This window comes from Burkholderia sp. JKS000303, from assembly GCF_002563755.1.
GTDB classification, from domain to species: domain Bacteria; phylum Pseudomonadota; class Gammaproteobacteria; order Burkholderiales; family Burkholderiaceae; genus Burkholderia; species Burkholderia anthina_B.
Genome location: NZ_PDBZ01000003.1, coordinates 1078153 through 1101324, shown reverse-complemented (window position 1 = coordinate 1101324; position 23172 = coordinate 1078153). Strand labels below are relative to the sequence as shown.

The following is a 23172-nucleotide window of genomic DNA, read 5'->3' as shown; positions in this document are numbered from 1 at the left end:
CGGCGCGGTCCGGTCACGTTCATCGCTGCGTTACCGGTCCAGCGCGAGCTTCGCGCCGAGCCCCAGCAGGATCGTCCCCATCACCGCGTCGATCGGCTTGCGCAGTTTCGCGTAGCCGACCTGCACGCGATGCGTCGAGAACAGCACGGCGACCGTGCAGAACCACGTCAGCGACACGGCGACCACGACGGCCAGCGTCGCGCCATGCACCCAGGCCGGCGCATGCGCCGGCAGCAGCGTCACGAACAGGCTGCCGAAGAACGCAGCGGCCTTCGGGTTCGTCAGGCCGACCAGCAGCCCTTTCCGGTATGCGTGCACGCCGCCGCGTACGGCCGGCTGGCTCGCGGATTCAGGCTGTTGCGCGGATTGGCGCAGGCTCGACAGCGACTTGATGCCGAGATAGATCAGGTACGCGGCGCCGGCGATGCGAATCGCCTCGTACAGCCATGCGAGCTTCGCGACGATCAGCCCGAGCCCGAAAATCGCCATCGCGGCCCAGACCGCGTGCGACGACGCGATGCCCAACGCGGCCAGCAGCCCGGCGCGGCGGTTGCCGAGCGCATGGGACGACACGGCGATCAGATCGGGGCCGGGGCTGACGCAGGCCAGCAACATCACGCCGCCGACTGCGGCGAGTTGGGGAAGATAGCTCATGGCGGTTCGGACGGATGCGGATGAATTATTCAGGCGAAGAACGCGGGCCGGCTCACTGTAGCATGCCGATTTTCACCACGTGCGGGCCCCGGACGCGCGGTGCGCGGGCCACCGATATGCGCCGCGCCCCGCCCGCCGTACGGCTGCCGGCGCGACTTACAGCGGCGGCCGCTTCAGCTTCACCCAGCGCTGCACCGACGGCCGCTCCCACTGTGCACGCGCATAGTCGGCGAGCCGCTGCGGCACCGGATCGTCGTTCAGCACCAGACGGTTCAGCATCACGGCCAGGTCCACATCGGCAATGCTCCACGCGCCGAACAGGTTCGCCGCGCCCGGCGCCAGCAGCTTGTCGGCAGCGGCGAACAGCTTCTGCGCGGCGGCCTGCGCGAGACTCGACAACGGTTCGCTCGACGGACCGTAGAACAGCACTTCGGTCGACCGTTCCGAGCGCACCGGCATCAGGTCGCTGCGCAGCCACGCCTGCACCTGCCGGGCCCGCGCGCGCTGGCGCGGATCGGCCGGATAGAGCCGCTCGCCCGCGAAGGTGTCGTCCAGATACTCGGTGATCGCCGACGATTCCGACAGCGCGAAGTCGTCGTGCACGAGCGTCGGCACGCGCTGCGTCAGCGACGTCGCCGCGTAGTCGGGCGCGAAATGCGCGCGGTTGCCGAGATCGACGGTCACCAGATCGTATGCCAGCGATTTTTCTTCGAGCGCGACGAATACGGACATCGCGTAAGGGCTCGCGTATTGCGCGTCCGCGTAGAGACGGAGATTACCGGTTTGCACTGCAGTGCTCCTCATGGGTGGGGAGTTCGGGCGCCATGACCTGGCGTGCCGACGAACTCGGGTTGGATCGATGCGGACGGTGCGTTCAGTCGGCGTCGGGCCATCGGTATCCGATCACTTCGCCGACCGGATACGCGAGCTCGCGCACCGCTTCCAGCTGATTGCCGCCGAACAGATGCACGTGTTCGTCGTCATGGCGCAGATAGAAACCGACGTGCCCCTTCCAGCTCGCCGGGTCGTCGCGTGTCAGGACGGCGATGCAGCCGTACACCGGACGCTCGAGCGGGCGACCCCATTCGAGCCACGAACGCGCGAGCGCCGAACCCGTGCCGCGCATCCCGGCATGCGTCATGCACCAGTTGACGAACGACGAACACCACGAAATCTTGTCGTCGTAGCCGACGAGGTTCGTGTGGTTGTTGTACTCGACGATGCGCGGATTGATGCTGCCGGGCGGGAAACGGCGGATGCCCAGCTCGGCCAGCGCGACGGGCATCCACGGCGGGTGGCCGGCTTGCGGGTTGCCCTCGGAGTTCGATCGGATCACGACGGTCTCGACGGAATGCGGGTGGAATGTCGTGCAATCTTCGCACGAATACGCGCCGGCCGGCAGCGCCTTTTCCGGCATGCGGTTTCCGGCCCGCCGGGGCAACTGGGGGGATCGCGAGCGTCGTCGTGCTCGACGGGAATCCGCTCGACGATATCGGCGTCGTCGCGGGCGAAGGCGAAAACGTCGCAGACGCGATGCAGCGCGGCACGATCGCGAAGGCTCACGCGGCCTTGCATTGACCGCTTGCGCGGGCCGGTCGGCAACCGTCGACCGGCCCCCTGCCCGTCACTCGACCGTCACCGACTTCGCCAGGTTCCGCGGCTTGTCGATATCGGCACCGCGCAGGCAGGCGGCGTGATACGCGAGCAGTTGCAGCGGCACGACGTGCAGGATCGGCGACAGCAGCCCGTAGTAATCCGGCATCCGCAGCACCGACACGCCTTCGCCGTTGTCGATCCGCGTATCGGCGTCGGCGAATACGTAAAGCTGCCCGCCCCGCGCGCGCACTTCCTGCATGTTCGACTTGAGCTTTTCGAGCAGCGCGTCGTTCGGCGCGATCGTCGCGACCGGCATCGCATGCGTCACGAGCGCCAGCGGCCCGTGCTTCAGCTCGCCCGCCGGATACGCTTCCGCGTGGATATACGAAATCTCCTTCAGCTTCAGCGCGCCTTCGAGCGCGATCGGGTAATGCAGCCCGCGCCCGAGAAACAGCGCGTTCTCGTGCCGCGAGAATTCCGCCGCCCAGCGCTCGATCTGCGGTTCCAGCGCGAGCACGTCTTCGAGCGCGGCGGGCAGCCTTCGCAGTTGCGTCGCGTAGCGGGCAAGCTGCGCGTCGTCGACGTAGCCGCGCAGGCGTCCGAGCGTCACCGCGAGGATGAACAGCGCGACCAGCTGCGTCGTGAACGCCTTGGTCGACGCGACGCCGATCTCCGGGCCGGCCCGCGTCAGGAACCGCAGGCCGGTCTGACGCATCATCGCGCTGGTCGGCACGTTGCAGATCGCCAGCGTGTCCATATGGCCGAGCGCCTGCGCATACTTGAGCGCGGCGAGCGTGTCGGCGGTCTCGCCGGATTGCGACACGCTGACCACCAGCGTGTTCGGCAGCGCGAGCGCGTCGCTGTAGCGGTATTCGCTCGCGATCTCGACTTGCGCGGGCACGCGCGCGATCGTTTCGAGCCAGCGACGGGCGGTCAGCCCGGAATAGTGGCTCGTGCCGCACGCGAGAATCAGCACGTTGTCGATCTGCGCGAATGCGCGCGCGGCGTCCGGCCCGAATGTCGCCGGATCGAACAAACCCGCATCGGGAATCGTCGCGGCGACCGCCTGCGGTTGCTCGAAGATTTCCTTCTGCATGAAATGCCGGTACGACCCGAGTTCGACCACGCCCTGTGTCGACGCGACGGTCTGGATCGGACGCTCGACCGGCGTGCCGCCGCGCGCGAGCACCCGCACGCCGCCCGGCGTCAGTTCGACGATGTCGCCTTCCTCGAGAAAGATGAACCGATCGGTGATGCCCGCCAGCGCGAGCGCGTCGGACGCGAGAAAGCACTCGTCGTCCTTCAGGCCGACCACCAGCGGCGAGCCGGCGCGCGCGCCGATCAGCCGCTGCGGCTCGTGCTTGCTGAACACCGCGATGGCGTACGCGCCGTGCAGCTGCGACGTCGCATCGCGCACGGCGGCGAGCAGGTCGCCGCGATACTTGCTATGGATCAGGTGGGCGACAACCTCGGTGTCGGTCTGCCCGTCGAACTCGTAATTTTCGTCTGACAGTTGCCTGCGCAACGTTTCGTGATTCTCGATGATGCCGTTGTGCACGAGCGCGATTTCGTCGCGCGAAAAGATCGGATGCGCATTGCAGGTGGCCGGCGCGCCATGCGTCGCCCAGCGGGTGTGCGCGATGCCGGTGCTGCCGGCCAGTCCGGCGCTGCGCACGTGCGCGTCGAGATCGGCGACGCGCGACACGCTGCGCTCGCGGCGCGCCTGGCCGTCGACGACGGTCGCCACTCCGCAGGAATCGTAGCCGCGATACTCGAGGCGGCGCAGACCTTCAATCAGAATCGGAACGATGTTCCGTTGCGCGACCGCGCCGACGATGCCACACATGACACGTCTCCTTCCCTGTGTTCATTGATCGACCGTGCGCCGTCGTGGCGGCGCGATCCGGTCACCGTTGCTGTTGCCGTCGTCTCTCCTCGTCAAGCGCGTGCGAGCCGCTGGATGTCGACCGGAAGCGGTCGCGCTTTCGTCGTGCAAGTGCGGCCGTGTTCCGCACCGGATGCGTGTGCGCTACGCCTTCCCGACTCGTTGTTTTGGCATCCATGTGCTTCTGCCGACGCTCCGGCGCGTGGGGTGCGCCTGTCTTCATGAAACAAGCAAGGGGTGAGCCATAGACAGCCTCGCCCCGCGCGGCAAGGGCCTGCGAGCACGCGATGAACACCCCGTTACGCGGATCGCTTGTTTTTGATTCACCGGCGCATCAGTGTTCACCCGCTACCCGTCGCGAATCGTCCGCGCGCAGGCTGCAGGTAACTTGCATGGCATCGCGTGAGGACGCCATCGGCCGCCGAAAGCCGCCACACGAACGCTGTGAACAAAGGGTGCGTGCACGCGGCGACACGCATCGAATAGCCGTCGTGCAGATCTGGCCGCCCTGTCGCGAACGAGCGTTACAGATGCGCAACGTTTCGCACGCGCCGGGACAGACGACGCCTTCGATGCAGCGCATCGGGGAAATCCTTCACGTGCGATCAGAGCCGGAACATCGCCAACGGTTCGCGTATTGCACTGACAAAATTCGCATATCGAAACGATTAAAGACGCGCGAAACGCGTCGTGGACTCCGGTCGCCTATCGACATGCATCGCAACTTGCGATTCTTCGGACGACGCAGCCCGATCGACGGCGCGAACGATCAGACCTATCTCCGCGTCGCGACACCCCGTCGACATGTGCGTCGTAGCAATTGTGAAACGTTCCGTTGCGATCCGCGTGTGCGGTGCGAACCGGGCCCGGTCACAGGGCCGCTGGTTTGAATATTGCTCTATCGGTAGCAGGGACAGGTGCCTGAACGCACCGCGATGCGGTGCGTACGCAGCGTGACAGACAGGCGTGACGATCAACCCGGCGAGGGACGCGCATGACGTGATTGACGACGTGGAAGGAGACGGCCGTAGTCCGACGATTCCCCGGCGAAGACCGGGTAGACAAGCGCGGAGCGATTGCCTCGCAACACCGGTGCAGGTCGCGCGGCCGACGCGAACGCATGCGGGGCTGCCGAGGTCGGCCGAATGCCTGCTTGGTGCGAATGCCGGGTCTTCCGGCGCATGGATGTCCAACGAGGATAACGATGAAAAAGATCTTGCTTGTGTTCGGTACTCGGCCGGAAGCCATCAAGATGGCGCCACTCGTCCGCGCGCTGAAGGCGCGCAACGATGTCGATGCCAGGGTCTGCGTCACGGCCCAGCATCGGGAAATGCTGGATCAGGTGCTCACGCTGTTCGACATCAAGCCCGACTACGACCTCAACCTGATGCGTCAGAGCCAGACACTGACCGACGTGACGACCGGCATTCTTCAGGCGATCGGGGTGGTCTTCGAGGACTTGCAGCCGGACGTCGTGCTGGTGCACGGCGACACGACGACGACGCTGGCCGTCAGTATCGCGGCGTTCTACCGCTACCTGCCGATCGGTCACGTGGAGGCGGGCCTGCGCAGCGGCGACATCTGGTCGCCGTGGCCGGAGGAATTGAATCGCCGCGTGACCGACGCGGTCTCATCCTGGCATTTCGCGCCGACCGGACAGGCGCGCGACAACCTGTTCAGCGAAGGCGTGCCGGTCGGCGCGGTCGTGATGACGGGCAACACCGTGATCGACGCGCTACACGACGTCAAACGGATGCTCGACCACGATACCGCGCTCAACGACCAGGTCGCCGCGCACTTTCCGTTTCTCGACCCGTCACGCCGCGTCGTGCTGATCACCGGCCATCGCCGCGAGAGCTTCGGCGAACCGTTCCGGCACTTCTGCGAAGCGCTCTGCACGCTTGCGAATCGCTATCGCGACGCCCAATTCGTCTATCCACTGCATATGAATCCGAACGTGCGCGAACCGGCGCGCGCACTGCTCGGCAACGTGCCGAACATTTATCTGATCGAACCGCAGGAGTATCTTTCGTTCGTATTCCTCATGTCACGCTCGCATTTCATCATCACCGATTCGGGCGGGATCCAGGAGGAAGGGCCGGCGCTCGGCAAACCGGTTCTCGTCACGCGCGACACGACCGAGCGGCCCGAGGCGATCCGCGCCGGCACCGCGCGGCTGGTCGGCACGGATCAGGAACGGATCGTGCGCGAGGCGTCGCGCCTTTTCGACTGCCAGAGCGCGTACGACGAAATGTCCCGGGCAAGCAATCCGTATGGCGACGGCCATGCGAGCGAGCGGATCGTGCACGCGCTGATGCATACGCCGGGGACAACCGCAAAGACGACGAGCTTTTCGATGGGCGCCGCGGAGATGCCGTTCAATGCGCTGACGCTGGGATTGCAGGCGCTGCGCTCGCGCTGACTTCGCCCGACGGGCGGCGACACCGCATGCCGCCGCCCGTCATTCGTCCGATGCCGGCTATCGCGCCACCGCATCGGCCATCGCTTGCGCCTGCGCGAGCAGCCGTTGATACATCCGTTGCGACACCACCTGTTTGGCGAAACACGCCTGCCGCGCCTCCTCGGGCACACGCGCCGCACTGCACGCCGCGATCGGGCGAAGCGTCACGGTCTTCCACATGAAATACACGCGTTGCCCCTCGCGGACCGACACGGCGAGCGTGTTCGGCCCGTCCGGCACGCCGTCCTGGCTTTCGCCGAGCAGCAACGCCTTCACCACGCCGTCGGCCGGCTGCCGCTTGACGGGCAACTCGGCGAAGCGAAACGCGGCGGCGTCGTCGCCGAATACCGCCGTGTAAAGCGCTTCGTTGTCGAATATCGTGGCGACGTCGTCGGCCGGCTTGATGCCCGCGTCGGCGGTAGCCGCCCAGGCCTTCAACAGCGGAACTGTCGTCGCGACGAGATTCGACTTGCCGTCTTCCGACTTGAAGGCCAACCCGTCCGGCCCCGGCTGCATCCCGTCGACGGGGCCGACGCTTTGCACCGTGCCCTCGGGCGTCGCGGCAAACCCTCGCGCCCGGACCGGGCCGATCAGCTTGGCGAGCCGGGCATTCACGTCAGCCGTGTACTGCTTGTCGAGACCCGCCTGATCTTCCGTGCGGGCCGCCGCCACGACCGCCGCGACCTTCTTCCGGTAGGCGAGATACGAATCGGCCGGCGATGCGATCACCTTCACCCCGACCCCGGCGAGCACCGCCACCACCACCACTACCCCCACCCCAACCTTCAATCGTGAAATGCGCTTCATTTTTATGACGTTACCGAATCCCGCGCCGATAGCTAAAACGGCTGCCGTGAACCCACGGCAGCCGTCGCTCAGAAACGCGTCATTCTAACGTCGCGCGCCAGTCACTCGTCCACCTTGAACGCCGACACGAGTCGCGTCAGTTCCGCCGCCTGCTGCTTCAGGCTTTCCGCGGCCGCCGCGCTCTCCTCGACCAGCGCCGCATTCTGCTGCGTCATCTGGTCGAGCAACTGCACCGCGTCGCCGATCTGGTCGATGCCGGCGCTCTGCTCGAGGCTCGCTTCGGCGATCTCGCTCATCATCGCGCTGACGCCCTGCACCTGCGACACGACATCGCTCATCACCCGGCCCGCCTCGGTAACGAGCCGCGATCCGGTGTTCACGGTTCCCGCGCTGTGCTCGATCAGCACCTTGATTTCCTTCGCCGCCTGCGCGCTGCGCTGCGCGAGATTGCGCACTTCGGATGCGACAACGGCAAACCCGCGCCCCTGCTCGCCGGCGCGCGCCGCCTCGACCGCCGCATTCAACGCGAGAATGTTGGTCTGGAACGAGATGCTGTCGATCATCACGATGATCTCGGAGATCCGCTGCGACGCGTCGCTGATCCGCTCCATCGTGGTCACGACTTCGCCGACGACCTGCCCGCCGCGCGCCGCCGTATCGGATGCGCCGGTGATCAGCTTCGCGGCCGTCGTCGCCGTTTCGGTGTTGTTGCGCACCACGGCCGTGATCTCCTCCATCGACGACGCCGTGCGCTCCAGGTTGCCCGATTGCCCTTCGGTGCGTTCGCTGAGATCCGCATTGCCCGACGCGATCTGCGCCGAGCCCGTCGCGATCGACGCGGAAGCCGCACGAATCCGGTGAACGAGCGTCGACAACGACGACACGAAGCGGTTGAACGCATCCGACAGCTGCCCGATCTCGTCCTCGCTCTCGACCGTCATCCGGCGCGTCAGGTCGCCCTGGCCGCTCGCGATCTCCGACAGCAGCGTCGCCGCACGCCGGATCGGCGCGGCGATCGCGCGGCCGACCAGCCAGATCACGATCAGCGCCACCGCGAGGCCCACCACCGCCGCGACCAGCGCCGCGCTGCGAATCGCGCGCGTCACCGGGCCGAGCAGTTCCGCCTGCGGCACCTCGACGACCACGTACGCGTTCAGCTCCGGGACGAACGACGTCGCGATGAAACGCGCGCCGCCGTCGCCGTCGTAGCTCAGGTACGCATACGGCTTGCCGGCGAGCAGCGTCGACGATGCATCGCCGGGCAGGCCCGGCTCGTCCTTCAGGAAATGCTTGCCGTCGATCAGCGACGTATCGTGATGCATCATGATCGCGCCGTCGGGCCGCACGAGATACGCGAATCCGGTCTCGCCGATCCGGTACGCGGCGATCCCCTTCGCGAGCGCATCGACGGACAGGCTCATGCAGGCCGCGCCGACCGGCACGCCGTCGAGCTCGACGCGGCTGTTGATGAACATCATGTAGCCGCCGACGGTGACCTCGCGATCCATGTTCACGTCGAACGGCTTGTTCGACGCGAGGAAGGTGGTCAACCACTGGTCGCTGTCGGTAACCTTGCGCTGCAGGCCGGCTTCGTTGTAGTAGTTGCCGCTCTTCACCGACACCCACTGCACCGACGCCGCCTTCTGCTCGTCCTTCACGTTCTTCGCGAGCTGGATCCAGTTGCGCGTGCCCGCGTCAGGTTCGCCATCGGCTTCCCACTGCAGCAGGAACGCATCGCGCGCGAGAATGCGCGACGCCGCGATCGGGCCGGCCATCTGCCGCTGCACGTCGGCGCGAATGCCGTTCACGGCGGTCGGCAGTTCTTCGCGCACGACGCGATCGCGCACCGCATCACCGATCAGACGGACGCTCAACCCGCTCGAAATTGCGACGAACACGAGCAGGCAACTCGTCATGCTGAGAATCAGCTTGTTCTGAATGGAAAGCTTGCGCCAGAAATGCATGGAGTCCCCTCGATAACCGCTCGGTCTGAGCCAGTTTGGGTTATCGGCACGCGAGCGCGGGAACCGCATCGCTGATTTCAGATGTTCGTCATACCGGATCCGATATATCGCTGATGGACGGCGCTGGCCGGAGAGCGGCGCCGGCGCATCAGGCTCGGTACGCGACGAAGATCGTCACGCGCCGGTTCCGGGCGCGCGCGGCGGCATCGTCGCCCGCGACGAGCGGCTGCGTATCCGCGCGGCCGATCGCCGTGTGTGCGCGTGACGCGATTCGCCGCCCGGATTCGTTTCGCAATGCTTCGCTTATCTTGCGACGGCCTCCCCAGAGCGCACCCACACCGCACCATCCGCCCCCATTACGCGCATATCGTCGGATAATTTACTTTTATTTTCGCCTAAAATCCCGCTTCCTTTTGTTTTGGAGTGGAAGAACGTTTTGATTAAACTGACGAAATCTATCTCGCGCACGGCCATCGCCGCCTGTGTTGCCTATGCCGGCCTGATGCCGGTCTCCCGGTTCGCCGAGGCCCAGGTCGAACCGCTGAAGAATCCGGTCTACGGCGTCACGCTCGACGATCTGACGAAACTCGATGCGATCATCGCGTCGCTGCAGAACCTGCCGTACCGGCCGACGGTGCGTGTCGTGTTCGATCCGGGCACGTCGGCCGCCGACTACTACGCACCGCTGCTGCGCCTGCACGCCGTCGCGTACGTGATGGGCGAAGTCTACGATTCCTACTATTTCCCGACGAATCTCGCGACCTACAAGGCACGCACGCAGGAACTGGTGTCGCAGCTGAAGAACACGGTCGACGTGTGGGAGATCGCCAACGAAATCAACGGCGAATGGCTACGCAACGATCCGGACGGCAGCAACACCACGGTCAATTCGGAAGAGCAGCAAATCGGCCAGATGGTCGCCGCGGCCAACACGATCGTGAAATCGAACGGCGGCAAGACCGCGATCACGCTGTACTACAACGACGACAGCAAGGGCAACAACTGCTGGGAGAAACCGCAGGACTACTGGAAGACCTGGCCGACGGCCTTCCTGCCGGCGACGGTTCGCCAGCAGACCGACTATGCGCTGTTCAGCTACTACCCGTATCAGGATTGCCCGGGGCTGAATCCGTCGTGGAACAACGATTTCTCGGCGCTGGAAAGCCTCTTCCCGAACGCGAAGGTCGGCTTCGGCGAGATCGGCACGTCCGAAACCTCGGCGCCCGCATCGGTGCAGCAGAACCTGATCAAAACCTATTACCCGATGGTCGACAGCATGACCGATCCGCGTTTCATCGGCGGATTCTTCTGGTGGAACTACGTCGAACAGATGCTCCCGTATTCCACGAGCGCCTACTTCCAGTTGCTGCGTCAAACGATCATCACGCTCAAGTCGCCGAACTGATCGCCCCCATCCATCGGTAACCCCATCGTCAGCGCAGCCGCTCAGAACCACAATGTCGCGCGCACCACGAGACCCCGTGCGCGGGCCGCTGACGTCAATGGAAACCGGTATTGCACCGTCACGTCGAGATAGCTTGCCGGCGCGCTGTACCTGCCTTCGCGAAACCAGTACCTCAGCTGAATGCCGGGCCCCGCACCGATCGCCGTTTCGTCCGGCTGACGATTGTCGTGATCGCCCGCCACCGCGACGTGCGGATAGACGGTCAGCCGATCGCTGATCATCGGCAAGCGCCACGTGTGCCCGTAACGCAGCTCCGAATAAATGATGTAGCGGCCTGCCTTGATGAAATACGCGCCTTCGACATACGCCTGCCAGCTGCGCCAGCTCGGTTCGGTCACCCTCAGGTCGGTGCCGCCTTCCGACGAATAGCCCAGCCGCATCAGCCAGTCCGTCGTCGACAGGCTGCCGATGTGGAACAGCCGCTCGGCGGTCAACACCACGTTCTGGTCGGCCAGCGGCTTGTAGCGCGCGCCCACCGATCCCTGCACGGTCGGCATGCCCGTCACGTTGCCCGTGCCGTCGTAGGCCGTGCCGTATCCGCGCACGAAGAACTGCAGGATGCGACCGTTCTGATAGCCGATCTTCGGCGGCTGCCAGTACACCTCGATACCGGGCTGGAGAACGCTGATGGTGCCTTGCGGGCCGAACGCGGCCGACTGGTACGGCGCGCTCAGCACGAACCCCCAGGTGCGCTCCAGTTGCTCGACTTCCCGCCGATAGCCGAACTTGCGCTGCGCATCGAATGCATGCTCGTTTTCATCGGCGTCGAGACTGTGCTCGAAGAACTGGATGGATTCGTCGTTCAAGCCGATCCGCTTGGCCGCATAGCCGGCGTCCGCGTAGTTCATCGCGTTGCCGGCGCCGCCGGCGAAGCCCTCCTGAAATGAGTCGAGCGCCTCGCGATCCTTGTGCTCGCGAAGGAGGTCGTAGGCCTGCTGCAGTTTCCGTGTCGCGGTATCGTCCACCGGCACCGGCGCCGGCTGATCGGCCTGCCGCGCCTGCGCGACGATCGACGCGGCCATGTTCCGCTCGCCGTCGGTCGTGGCATCGCCCGCCGCCAGCTCGGCCACGCGGATCGCACTGTCGTTGTCGCCCGCCTGCAGGCTCATCTGCGCGATGCGCACCTGGATCGCGGCCGATTTTTCGTCGGCCAGCGGCGCCAGCGCCACACCGGCCTCGTGCGGATGCTTCGCCGCGAGCGCACTGTCCGCCCACGCGAGGCGCAGGTTGCGCTGCTGCTCGCTGCTCCACTTTCCGGTCGCGACGGCCGCCGAGAAATCGCTGCACGCGACGTCGTAGCGCATCTGCCGCTGCGCCATGTAGCCGTGTTGCGCGAGCACCGGCGCGCTTTTCGGAAACCGGGTGTTCAGCGATTCCACCATCGCATCGGCTTCGTCGACCTTGCCTTCCCGCCGGTACACGTCGACGAGCAGCAGCCCGAGTTGTTCGCTTCCGGGTTGAATCCGCAGCGCGCGCGACGCGTAGTCTTCCGCGCGCGGCAGGTCGCCGGCATTGATGGCCTTGTATGCGCCATCGGCGAGCCGATAGGCTTTGGGGGTCAGTGGGCGGGCCGCGGATGCCGGCGCCTGCCAGGCGAGCGACATGGCGATCGCCAATGCGCTCAACCGTGCGCAGCGCTTGAGGCTCGCCGCGATCGGGCGTGTCGCGCGCTTCATGCTTGTTCTCCCAACGGCTTCTGCGGCGTCGCGGCGTCGCCGTCGCGTGCCCGCGCGAGTTCGACAAAGCGCGAGTGCCGGGCCAGTTCGGCCGCAATCTCCGCATCGCACGCGATGAAATACGCGACGTTCGATCGGGCGCCGCGCCGCACGACGTCCTGTTCGTCCGACGTGAGCGGACGCCCGACGGCGACGTTCAGGGTGCCGTCGTCCGCGGTCGAAAACGGGACGGCGTGGTACGTGTACTGCACCTCGAACGCGAGCGAATCCGCGAAATGGCCCACCGCGACGTTGCCCAGGCTCACGCGGGGCAGTTCGGCCTGTTCGGCGATCGCGTCGGCCAGCGATTCGGTCGACAGCGCGTAGTCTTCGAGCAATAGTTCGCCCAGCCGCCTGCCGCACGTCAGTTGCTTGTCGAGGCTGGCCTGCAACTGCTCCAGCGTGACCACGCCCCAGCCGACCAGAATCTCGCCGATCTTCAGGCGTGCCTTCCCGAGCGCTGCGTTCGACAGGTAGATATGGCTGGTCTTGTCCCACGCGATCGGTTTGCCGCTCGCAAGATGGTTCAGATAAATGCGCCACGCGCGACACACCGCACAGAAGTTGATCAGGTTGTTGACGAACATGCGCGGAATCGACAGCAGCCCCTGCAAGCGGCCGTTCAACCTGCTGACGAAGTAATAGCGCTGCCCGGCGCGCGCAAACAGCATGATCGTGTTCACCCACAGCAGCGGCGCGAGCCATGCGTCAACCATGACAAGCGGCCCGCCGACGGGTCCGGCCTGGCCGGCTCTTTGCAATGCGGCGACCAGCAGGAAGTTGAGCAGCACGCCGTAGGCAACCACCGAAAACAGCGAGGTCACGACGCCCTTGCGATCGTGGAAGAACATGTAGCGGGTGAGGAGATCGCCCTTCCAGCCGAGTTGCTCCCAGCCCTGGAACGCGATGCCGAGGATCCAGCGTGCGCGCTGCCGATAGGCGGTCCGGAAGGTTTTCGGAAAATACTCGCGCGTGGCCAGCAGGTTCTGATTGACGCCGCCGCCCGGCGCGCGCCGCGCGGCGGTATCGTGCGTGCGATCCGACAGAGGAAAGCGCGCAAACGTCTCCTTCATGCCGAGGTCTCTCAACCGGAAGCTGAAGTCGTAGTCCTCGGTCAGCGACGCGGTGTTGAAAGCGCAGCCGCCGCGCGCCTTCATCGCCGCTTCGATCGAACGCCGGCTGTAGCACGATGCAACGCCCGCTCCCGGGACGACACCGGTCAGACGCGCGCGCACCGGCACATCCTTCTGATGCGTTTCGCTGAAATCGTCGAGATAGCAGCCGGCAACGAACTCGTTCCATTTCCGCGGCAACGACAGGACGGGCAACTGGACCAGGTCGCTGTCCGCTACCGCGTAATTCAGGTACTTGAGTTCGACCGGATGAATGACGTCTTCGCAGTCGTGCATGACGACGCCTGCGAACTGAATATGGTGGATCTCTTCGTAGCGCAGGATCGCCTCGACGATCCAGTTCAGGCAATCGGCCTTGCAGGTCGGCCCGTCGTTCATGACGGTCGCGCGCGTCACCCGCCCCGGATACCGGCGCACCATCCGTTCGACTTCCGCGGTGGTTTCGGCGTCGTTGTGATAGGTCCCGACGAAGATCACATAGCGCTCGTACTCGATGGTCGCCAGGGTGTTTTCGATCATCTTGGCGATCACGTCATACTCTTTCCAGGCCGGCACCATGAGCGCCAGGTGGCGCTCTTCCAGCGCACGCAGCGCACCGATGTCGATGGTCTGCGATTGCTCGCGACGCAGAAGGCGCCCGATCTCGAACGACCAGTAACAGGCGTCCAGCACGAGATCATCGAGCGTGCTGACCAGGATGACGACCGCCGTCAGGATGGCGGCGGCGATCAGCGCATTTATATACGTACTCCATATTATATGGCTCATCATTGTTCCGATATTTGCGCTTGTTGGTATTGCTTCCCCCTCGTACCAACGCAGACGAAACGCGCTCCGTCCTCGTCGTCCCCGTCCCACCCGCGCGCGGCTTGCGCCATGACGCTCGACGCCGCGCGCTCGCGCACCGGCCCGCGTCACGCGTCGCGATGCACGCTGCGTTCGTCGACGCATACCGCCGCCGCCGGGCCAGCGGCGGGTCGTGCAACGGCTTCGCGCTGCACTGCTCGTAAAGCAAGTCGTGCGCCATCGCCCGCGCCGCCCTTGATATTCAGGGCACCGATGTGTACGAAACGGGATCGTCGCGACGAATCCGGACCAAACGTTTCAGTGCTGAAACGCGCGCCGGACAACCGCGAAAAACGGGGATTTCAACGCGTCTGTCGCGCAATCGACAGGCGCTGGCGACCGGCGCATACCGAAAAACGCGTGTTGAACCCGACAATCGGGCGTGTCGGTCGTCGTTGCGCGTGCCCGCACCCGCGATGAATTGCCGAGTCGCCGCTTATCGAGCACGACGCGCAACTGGTTTTCCCTGAATCGTCCGAACACGCTACAACGGTTTGGCCGACCGAACGCGCAAAAACCGCTGCGTTGCATGCATGAAACGTTTATCGAAGCAATTTCGAACGGCCGTGACGCGCCAATTCAGGTGCCGTGGCCCAGCATCCATTTGCGACGGATGGTACGTTTTTAGCTTGAAAACACAACCATCCGGTTCAGGATTTTTATCCGGTATCAGGCGAAAAAACACGACGCGGCATCCCGATTCAGAATGGCATCCGGCCGTGCTCGCTTTCGTTCCCGCGATGAATTTAATTTGCATATCAAAGGATGAAAATCATGCCCTCGCGTCGCAATCATTCTTTTCGAAACGGGTTGAGTACCGTCGGGCTACTCGTCGCACTGGTCCCTGCGCTCGTCGTCATCGGTGCGACTCAGGAGGCGAGCGCACAGCAGACGAACAAGTCGTCGCCCGGCAAGATCAAGCCGCCGCCACTGCCGATCGGCTCGGCTCAGGTCAACATCAAGGCCGGCATGTCCGAAGAGGATTGGGACAAGGCATACAAGGAGACGGGGCGCCCCAAGTTCAACAGGAAGCTCGTCAAGAAAAACAACGGCAACGTTGAACGCGACTAGGGAGAAACGGCCATGAAAAAGATCTTGATCGTCATCGCCCTGCTTGCCGGACTCGCGCAAATGACCTTGCCGGGCACGGCGCACGCGCAGGCCACCACCGCCCATACGCTCGTGCTGTACGACAACCCGCCCAACGACCCGTATTCGAAGCTCGGCCTGATGTACAGCATCATGTTGAGGAACCTGCTCGGCCACTTCAATACGACGGTCGACATGGTGCCGATACAGAACTACACGGCCGGCATGATCGGCAGCCACGATGCCACGTTCTACATCGGCGACTACTACAACAACCCGATTCCCGCGGCGTTCATGAGCGACGTGATGACCACCACGAAAACCGTCGTCTGGTTCAAGTACAACCTGTGGCAGCTCGCCTGGAACACGGCCTACACGTTCAACCAGACCTACGGGTTCAGCTTCCTGGGCCTGGCCGGAATGAACGCGACGCCTTCGGCGAGCAATCCGAACCCCGGCTTCTACGACACGGTCACGTACAAGAACCTGTCGATGGTCAAGTACTACGCGTATAACGCGTCGACGGGCGTCATCAGCGCGGACCCGGATGTCGGCCTGACCCAGGTGCTCAACACCGCGAAGGCCCAGGCGCTTGTCACCATCAAGAACAGCCAGAGCGGCGCCACCACGCCGTACATCATTCGCTCCGGCAACTTCTGGTACTTCGCGGACATGCCGTTCTCGTACATCGGCCCGACGGATCGCTACCTGGTGATCTGCGACATCCTGCACGACATCCTGCAGACCAATGCACCGGTGAATCATCGCGCGCTCGTCCGTCTCGAGGATCTCGACGCGTACACGACGACGACGTCGATGAAACAGCTGACGGATTACCTGTACTCGAAGAAGATCAAGTTCACGATGGCGACCATCCCGCTGTATACCGATCCGAACGGGTACTACAACGGCGGCGTCCCGGAGACGATCCACCTCGCGCAGGCGACGGGCCTCAAGAGTGCGTTGAACTATGCGATCGCGCGCGGCGGCTCGATCATCATGCACGGCTATACGCACCAGTACGACTCGACACCGAACCTGCAGAACGCGGTCAGCGGCAGCGACTACGAGTTCTGGTTCGCGGTGCAGAATCGTCCGGTCGATGAGGACTCCGTGCAATGGGCTGAAGGCAGAATGGCCGATGGCCTCCTCGAGTTCACGACCAACGGCTACAAGGTCGTCGGCTGGGCCGCGCCGCAGTACCAGATGTCGCCGAACGCGGCGGCGGCCACGGCGCTGACGTTCCCGACCACGTTCCAGCGGGCCGTCTACTACACGTCGACCAATCCGCAACTCGGCACGGGGGCGGCCAACCAGGACTTTTCGGCCGGGCAGTTCTTCCCGTACATCATCAACTCCGATTACTACGGCGAGCGGATCATTCCGGAGAACCTGGGCAGCATCCAGTACAACATCTGCAATATCGACCCGTTCTCGTGCATCACGTACACGTGGCAGCAACTCGTCACCAACGCGCAGTACGGCCTGGCGGTGCGGGACGGCTTCGCGTCGTTCTTCTTCCATCCGTACTGGCTCGAACCCGATCTCGGCTTGCCCGCGTTCGCTGACTTCCAGAGTCTCGTGACGGGCATAACGAACCTCGGCTACACGTGGGTGGACGGCACGACGGCCAAGTGACGCGCGCCGGCGAAAGCCTCGTGCGACCCGCATCGGTGATGCGGGTCGCACGTTTGCATGGGGTCGGCTACGATGACGCGCGAAAATGCTTCCGGGGAGGCAGCGATGATCACGTATGCCATCCGGACCTTGCGCGGCATTCGACAGCGTATGGTCCGGTTCCGGCACGCAAGGCGGGCGCGCAGAGGCTCGCCCGCGCCGCACGCCTCGCGTTCGGCGACGCTCGCGGCCATCGGCGCATCGCTCGTCATGGTCGCGTGTAGCTGGACACCGCACGACGTGCAGGCCGACGGCATCGTCTGGCAGCTGGACAACGCGACCACGAATCCGGTCGGGAACTGGCAGATGCTCGGCGTACACGATCTGCTGATCCAGTGGAGCGTCGTCGACGATACCGCGTACCTGCCCGGCACCGGCATCCGCTCCGCCGCGCACCTGCCTGACTGGGCACGCATCGGCCGCGAGCCGTGGGCCGAAAACGTCATTCTGGGCCTGGCCGGCTACCAGGACGAAAAGCGTGCGCGGACCCATCTGTCGGCGCTGGCGGACCAGTCCGCACAGGTGGCGCGCGTGCACGTGCCGCTGCATGTCACCGGCTACTACTTCCCGGTCGAAATCGATCCCACCTGGCAGGACGCGCCCAAGCTCGTCGAGATCCTGCAGCGACTGCCGCGACCGCTGTGGGTGAGCGTGTACGACCAGACCAATATCGGCGGGAAAGCGCTGGCCGACTGGCTCGCCGCCTGGCTTCCCCCGGACGTCGGCGTGTTCTTCCAGGACGGCTGCGGCGTCTATGCGCGCGAACCCTATGTCGCGCGCACTTACGCGGATGAACTCGCCTCGCGGCTGGGGAAACGACGCGTGCGGATGATCGCGGAAGCCTTCCGGCCCGCCGAGCACGGCGGATTCCGTCCGGCCACCGCCGAAGAACTCGGCAAGCAGCTGGCGACTTACCGGGGCTATCAGGTCTATCTGTTCGATGGTCCGCACTACGTGTCGGACGATCTCACCCGCGCACTCGTCACCGGAACGCCCCGACCGCCCGCCTCCGCGCCCGCCGCGACGACGCCCTGACGATCCTGCCGCGCGCGGGCGGCAATGCGGACGGTGTGCGTCGGGCCGATCGGCAGCAGACAAAAAAACGCCCCGCTCAATTGGCGGGGCATGATGCCCGACGGACAGCCGGCGGGCAATGCGCGAGCAGGACGCGCGCGGCCGGCTTACGAACAGGCCTTGCCGTGCGACGGATGGAAGCCCTTCGCCTTCGCATCCGCTTCCGACATGTAGCTGCCGTGCTTCGTCTTGCCGTAGTACTTGTCGGTCGAGCAGTGATAGACCTTGGTGCTGTCGTTGACCCACACCTTGCCCGCACCGCCGCCGGCGGCTGCGGTCGTCGCCGGCGCGGCCTTCGCGGGTGCCGCGGCGGACGTCGAAGCCGCCGTGGCAGGCGCGGCCGCGGCCGGTGCGCTGGCGGCGGCGGCTGCCGACGCGCCGTACCACGTCTTCACACCCTTGTGACCCGCGCATGCGCCCTTCTTCGACGCGCCCGAGTAGAACGAGCCGTCCTTGCACAGGCCGGTCGTACCGGCCGGCGCGCTGGCCGGAACCTGGGCGAACGCACCGAGCGACAGCCCCATGCCGGCAGCGAGCACGGCGATCAACATCGTCTTTTTCATTTCCTCTCCTGATTTGCCTGAATGTAGACAGCGTCCCGGGCGCGCCCGAGGAAAGTCGTGCTTACGCGATTACCGCACCCAGCGGCACACGCGGTGGTGATGGTGATCGAAATGGCACACACGGTGCGAATGCGCTTCGGCAAGTGCCGGAACGAGAACGGCGCAAGCCAGTGCCGTGGCCGTCAGAATCTTCGCGATGCGGTTCATGGAACTCTCCCGGGTAGGTCAGCCGGTCATCGGCTGGTACCTCCTTAACGCCGGTCGACGGATCCCGGTGTACCGCGCTTACGCTGAATTGACGATGTTTGACATCGAATGCCCACAGTCTTTCGATGCTTTCGGCGGCGGGGCGAGCGGACGTGCTCGTGACGGAGGAGCGGGGAGGCTTCGCGACGATCAATGTCATCACGATGCAATAAAGGAAGGCTCAAAAAAACGCGTGCCGCGCGAGCGTCAGGCCGACGCCCATGCGGCACACATTACTACCGGCTTACTTCAGGCGTCCCGACAGGAATTGCCCGAGCCGTTCGCTCTTCGGGTTCACCAGAATCTCCTGAGGATCGCCCTCCTCCTCGATCTTGCCTTGGTGCAGGAAGATCACGTGATTCGACACGTTGCGCGCGAAACCCATTTCGTGCGTGACGACGACCATCGTGCGGCCTTCCTCGGCGAGCTTCTGCATCACCTTCAGCACTTCGCCGACCAGCTCCGGATCGAGCGCCGACGTCGGCTCGTCGAACAGCATCACCTCGGGCTCCATCGCGAGCGCCCGCGCGATCGCCACACGCTGCTGCTGGCCGCCCGACAGGTGCGACGGATACATGCTCTCGACGCGCGTCGGCAGGCCGACCTTCTCCAGATATTTGCGGGCCCGCGCGATGGCTTCGTCCTTGCTGACGCCGAGCACGGCCATCGGTGCCTCGATGACGTTCTCGAGCACCGTCATGTGCGCCCACAGGTTGAAGTGCTGGAACACCATCGACAGCTTCGTGCGCATCCGCTGCAGCTGCTTCTGGTCGGCCACGCGCAGCGAGCCGTTGCGATCGCGCGCGGTCTGGATCGGCTCGTTGCCGATCGTGATCTGCCCCGAGCACGGCTGCTCGAGGAAGTTGATGCAGCGCAGGAACGTGCTCTTGCCGGAGCCGCTCGAGCCGATGATGCTGATCACGTCGCCGGCCTTCGCCTTCATCGACACGCCCTTCAACACCTCGTTGTCGCCGAACTTCTTGTGGAGGTTTTCAACGGTGAGCTTGTACATGCTTGGTCCTTCGTTGCGAATCTTGCGAATGCGTTAGTGGCCACGCGGCGAGAGGTACGCGAGCCAGCGCGTCTCGAGCTTGCGGAATACCCAGATGAGCGTGAACACGACGATGGCGTACAGCACGGCTGCGACGCCGTAGGCCTGGAACGACATGTACGTCGCTGAATTGACGTCGCGCGTGACCTTCAGGATGTCGGGCACGGTCGCGGTGAACGCGAGCGTCGTCGCGTGCAGCATCAGGATCACTTCGTTGCTGTAGCTCGGCAGCGAGCGGCGCAGCGCGGACGGCAGGATGATGCGCGTATAGAGCTTGTAGCGCGACATCCCGTAGGCCATCCCTGCTTCGATCTCGCCGGCCGCCGTCGACTTGATCGCCCCCGCGAAAATCTCGGTCGCATACGCGCATTCGTTCAGCACGAACGCGAGCAGCGTGCAGTTCATCGCGTTGCGGAAGAACGTGTCGAGCAGCACGTGGTTGTGCACGACCTGCAGGCTGTAGATGCCGGTGTAGCACATCAGCAGCTGCACGTAGAGCGGCGTGCCGCGGAACACGTACGTATAGAGCCACACCGGGCCGGAGACCCAGCGGTTCGACGACGCGCGCGCGATCGCGAGCGGCACGGCCAGCGCGAAACCGAGCGCGATCGACACGACCAGCAGCCACAGCGTGATCGCGAGGCCGCTGAAGCGGTAGCCGTCGGTGTACAGATAGTTTTGCCAGTACTGGCTGACGATTTCGATCACAGTGCAAGCCTCCGGACGCCGACGGAATAACGCTTCTCGAGGTGGTGCAGCACGACGTTCGACACCGTCGTGATCGCGAGGTAGATCGCGCCGGCCGCGAGCGTGAAGAAGAAGAAGTCGAGCGTGCTCTTGCCGGCGTCCTGCGACGCCTTCACCACGTCGGCAAGGCCGATGATCGACACGAGTGCGGTGGCCTTCACGAGCACCTGCCAGTTGTTGCCGATGCCCGGCAGCGCGAAGCGCATCATCTGCGGGAACAGGATCCGGTGGAACACGCGCCAGCCGCTCATCCCGTAGGCGAAGCCCGCTTCGAGCTGGCCGCGCGGCACCGCGAGGAACGCGCCGCGGAACGTCTCGGTGAAATACGCGCCGTAGATGAAGCCGAGCGTGATCACGCCGGCGACGAACGGATCGATGTCGATCTGGTCCCACCCCAGCATGTCGGTCACGTTGTTCAGCAGGATCTGGATCCCGTAGAACAGCAGCAGCATCAGCACGAGGTCGGGCACCGCGCGGATCAGCGTCGTGTAGAACGTGCCGACCGACTTCAGCACGCGGTTGGTCGACAGTTTCGCGGCGGCGCCGGCGAGACCCAGTATCAGCGACGCGGCCAGCGACAGCACCGCGAGCTTCACGGTCTCGACCGTGCCGGCCCACAGCAGCGGGCCAAATCCTTGGAAGATCATGTAAGGGATCCAGAACGAGGTGGCGGGATTGTCAATAGCCATTAACTGCGCATCAAACGATATCTGCGCACTACCTGATGCCGTCCGCTCATCAAGCCAGACGCATCAGGCGCAGCAAGTGGCACCCGGGAACCGATGCGGCGCGCGCCGCGGCCGATGCGCGCCGCATCGACGGTCAGCCGCCGTAGACGTCGAATGCGAAGTACTTCTTCTCGAGCTTCTTGTACGTGCCGTCCTTGATGATGTCGGCGATCGCGTGGTCGAGCTTCGCCTTCAGGTCGGCGTCGTCCTTGCGCAGCCCGATGCCGGCGCCGTTGCCGAGCGTCTTCGGATCGTCGATGGCCGCGCCGGCGAAGTCGAAGTTCGCGCCGCGCGGCGTCTTCAGGAAGCCGAGGTCGGCCTGCACCGCGTCCTGCAGCGCGGCGTCGAGGCGGCCGGACATCAGGTCCTGGTACACGCCGTCCTGGTTCTGGTACGGTACGACCTGCACGCCCTTCGGCGCCCAGTAGGTCTTCGCGTAGGTTTCCTGGATCGTGCCCTGCTCGACGCCGACCGACTTGCCCTTCAGCGATTCGGCCGTCGGCTGGAGATTCGAGCCCTTCTTCGCGACGAGGCGCGTCGGCGTGTTGAACAGCTTGTCGGAGAACGCGATCTGCTCGGCGCGCGCCGGCGTCATCGACATCGACGACAGCACGCCGTCGAACTTCTTCGCCTTCAGCGCCGGGATCATCCCGTCGAAATCGTTCTCGACCCACACGCATTTCGCCTTCAGGCGCGCGCAGATTTCGTTGCCGAGATCGACGTCGAAACCGACGACCTTGCCGCTTGCGTCCTTCGATTCGAACGGCGGATAGCTGGCGTCGACGCCGAACCGGATCGTCGACCAATCCTTGGCGTGGGCACCGACCGCGATGCAGGCAAGGGCAATACTGAGCGCGAGTTTCTTCATGGCGTTCCTGTCATAGGCGAACTGGGCACGGGTCCCGCCGGGCGTCGCCGCCGTGAACCCTTCCAACCCGGAGCCGCCCGTTTGGCGGCGCCCAAGTTGTACATACAACTTTGCCTTTTCCAGGCCCGTGCCAGCAATCCGTGTTTATCTCTAATTGTCGGCGGATTATTCCCGTGGGTCAGGAATAGTCATTCATTTCAATTAATTACAGATTACGTCGCGCTGAATTCCGGCTTTCCCGCTGCGCAGGCCGGCCGGAGGCACGGTCGGCGCGCCTGTCTATACTTCCTGGCCGCGACGACCGATGCGACCGTCTCCAGCCCGGTTCCGGAAAAACGAAACCCCGCGTTTCGAAAAACGCGGGGTTCGTCAGCAGCCCGAGCTGCGGCATCGGCCTGCTGCTGCGGTCGCCCCGCCGCAGGCGGGGCGGGCGATCACCACTGATAGGACGCGCCGACGCCAACCGCCGTGCCGTTGCCGCTCAAGCCGACTCCGGCGCGAACCTGCACGTTCTGCGTGATCCGCGCGGTGCCGCCAAGCGCGACGGCCTGCTGCCCGCGATACGATCCGCCGCCGATGCCGACGGACAGCGTCCTGCCCGGG

Annotated in this window: 19 protein-coding genes and 2 pseudogenes; 5 read left to right on the top strand and 16 right to left on the bottom strand. The window is 64.8% G+C overall.

The features are described 5' to 3' along the window. Window positions 1–30: 30 nt before the first annotated feature. The 4 genes from BX604_RS32900 to glmS all read right to left on the bottom strand — a co-directional run bounded on the left by BX604_RS32900 (window position 31) and on the right by glmS (window position 4096). Window positions 31–654, bottom strand: coding sequence for a LysE family translocator (locus BX604_RS32900; RefSeq protein WP_098554943.1), 624 nt, complete (start codon window positions 652–654; stop codon window positions 31–33). A gap of 156 nt (window positions 655–810) precedes the next feature. Continuing rightward, a complete protein-coding gene (gene yfcF, locus BX604_RS32895) occupies window positions 811–1443 on the bottom strand; it encodes a glutathione transferase (RefSeq protein ID WP_175800579.1) in 633 nt (210 codons plus the stop codon). An 85-nt stretch (window positions 1444–1528) separates the two neighbouring features. Continuing rightward, on the bottom strand, window positions 1529–1939 hold the full coding sequence (locus tag BX604_RS32890) for a TIGR02594 family protein (RefSeq protein ID WP_098555240.1): 411 nt from the start codon (window positions 1937–1939) through the stop codon (window positions 1529–1531). Window positions 1940–2278: 339 nt separating this feature from the next. Continuing rightward, the gene (glmS, locus tag BX604_RS32880) at window positions 2279–4096 is read right to left on the bottom strand and encodes a glutamine--fructose-6-phosphate transaminase (isomerizing) (RefSeq protein ID WP_098554941.1); all 1818 of its coding nucleotides are present in this window, start codon (window positions 4094–4096) and stop codon (window positions 2279–2281) included. A 1243-nt stretch (window positions 4097–5339) separates the two neighbouring features. Between glmS and wecB the strand changes: the two genes are divergently transcribed. Then, window positions 5340–6557, top strand: a complete 1218-nt coding sequence (gene wecB, locus BX604_RS32875) for a non-hydrolyzing UDP-N-acetylglucosamine 2-epimerase (RefSeq protein ID WP_098554940.1) — start codon at window positions 5340–5342, stop codon at window positions 6555–6557. A 57-nt stretch (window positions 6558–6614) separates the two neighbouring features. On the opposite strand, the gene BX604_RS32870 is transcribed toward wecB, so the two are convergent. The 3 genes and pseudogenes from BX604_RS32870 to BX604_RS32860 all read right to left on the bottom strand — a co-directional run. Further along, window positions 6615–7403 (bottom strand): hypothetical protein, encoded by a 789-nt coding sequence (locus tag BX604_RS32870; RefSeq protein WP_098554939.1) that lies wholly within the window; start codon window positions 7401–7403, stop codon window positions 6615–6617. Window positions 7404–7504: 101 nt separating this feature from the next. Further along, on the bottom strand, window positions 7505–9367 hold the full coding sequence (locus BX604_RS32865; RefSeq protein ID WP_098554938.1) for a methyl-accepting chemotaxis protein: 1863 nt from the start codon (window positions 9365–9367) through the stop codon (window positions 7505–7507). 148 nt (window positions 9368–9515) lie between these two features. Beyond that, a pseudogene (locus BX604_RS32860) lies at window positions 9516–9620 on the bottom strand (motility protein B); the annotation flags it as partial. A gap of 183 nt (window positions 9621–9803) precedes the next feature. On the opposite strand from BX604_RS32860, the gene BX604_RS32855 reads away from it, so the two are divergent. Further along, complete coding sequence (locus BX604_RS32855; protein ID WP_098555237.1) at window positions 9804–10772, top strand: hypothetical protein; 969 nt, start codon at window positions 9804–9806, stop codon at window positions 10770–10772. Window positions 10773–10813: 41 nt separating this feature from the next. Here the strand turns inward: BX604_RS32855 and BX604_RS32850 are convergent, their stop codons facing one another. After that, window positions 10814–12508, bottom strand: a complete 1695-nt coding sequence (locus BX604_RS32850; protein WP_098554937.1) for an NfrA family protein — start codon at window positions 12506–12508, stop codon at window positions 10814–10816. After that, a complete protein-coding gene (locus BX604_RS32845) occupies window positions 12505–14448 on the bottom strand; it encodes a glycosyl transferase family protein (protein WP_257146495.1) in 1944 nt (647 codons plus the stop codon). Before BX604_RS32845 ends, BX604_RS32850 begins: the two co-directional genes overlap by 4 nt. Window positions 14449–15291: 843 nt before the next feature. Here BX604_RS32845 and BX604_RS32840 point away from each other — a divergent pair. From BX604_RS32840 to BX604_RS32830, 3 genes are all read left to right on the top strand, one after another. Continuing rightward, window positions 15292–15597, top strand: a complete 306-nt coding sequence (locus BX604_RS32840) for a hypothetical protein (protein ID WP_244109030.1) — start codon at window positions 15292–15294, stop codon at window positions 15595–15597. Window positions 15598–15609: 12 nt separating this feature from the next. After that, window positions 15610–17253 carry a DUF2334 domain-containing protein gene (locus BX604_RS32835; RefSeq protein WP_098554935.1) on the top strand — a complete coding sequence of 548 codons (1644 nt, stop codon included), beginning with the start codon at window positions 15610–15612 and terminating at the stop codon, window positions 17251–17253. A gap of 105 nt (window positions 17254–17358) precedes the next feature. Beyond that, window positions 17359–18327 carry a hypothetical protein gene (locus BX604_RS32830; protein ID WP_098555232.1) on the top strand — a complete coding sequence of 323 codons (969 nt, stop codon included), beginning with the start codon at window positions 17359–17361 and terminating at the stop codon, window positions 18325–18327. Window positions 18328–18473: 146 nt separating this feature from the next. On the opposite strand, the gene BX604_RS32825 is transcribed toward BX604_RS32830, so the two are convergent. From BX604_RS32825 to BX604_RS40080, 7 genes and pseudogenes are all read right to left on the bottom strand, one after another. After that, window positions 18474–18929 (bottom strand): DUF3761 domain-containing protein, encoded by a 456-nt coding sequence (locus tag BX604_RS32825; protein ID WP_098554934.1) that lies wholly within the window; start codon window positions 18927–18929, stop codon window positions 18474–18476. Between the two features lie 69 nt (window positions 18930–18998). Then, window positions 18999–19136, bottom strand: a complete 138-nt coding sequence (locus BX604_RS39235; protein ID WP_006488624.1) for an HHHH-motif protein — start codon at window positions 19134–19136, stop codon at window positions 18999–19001. Between the two features lie 283 nt (window positions 19137–19419). Beyond that, window positions 19420–20187 (bottom strand): ABC transporter ATP-binding protein, encoded by a 768-nt coding sequence (locus BX604_RS32820; protein WP_098554933.1) that lies wholly within the window; start codon window positions 20185–20187, stop codon window positions 19420–19422. Window positions 20188–20220: 33 nt separating this feature from the next. Beyond that, window positions 20221–20934, bottom strand: coding sequence for an ABC transporter permease (locus tag BX604_RS32815; protein WP_098554932.1), 714 nt, complete (start codon window positions 20932–20934; stop codon window positions 20221–20223). Beyond that, entirely contained in the window at window positions 20931–21620 is a 690-nt protein-coding gene (locus BX604_RS32810) for an ABC transporter permease (RefSeq protein WP_096505656.1), read from the bottom strand. The genes BX604_RS32815 and BX604_RS32810 overlap by 4 nt, the downstream gene beginning before the upstream one ends. Window positions 21621–21795: 175 nt before the next feature. Next, a complete protein-coding gene (locus BX604_RS32805) occupies window positions 21796–22569 on the bottom strand; it encodes an ABC transporter substrate-binding protein (protein WP_098554931.1) in 774 nt (257 codons plus the stop codon). Between the two features lie 434 nt (window positions 22570–23003). Beyond that, a pseudogene (locus tag BX604_RS40080) lies at window positions 23004–23171 on the bottom strand (YadA C-terminal domain-containing protein); the annotation flags it as partial. Window position 23172: the final 1 nt, after the last annotated feature.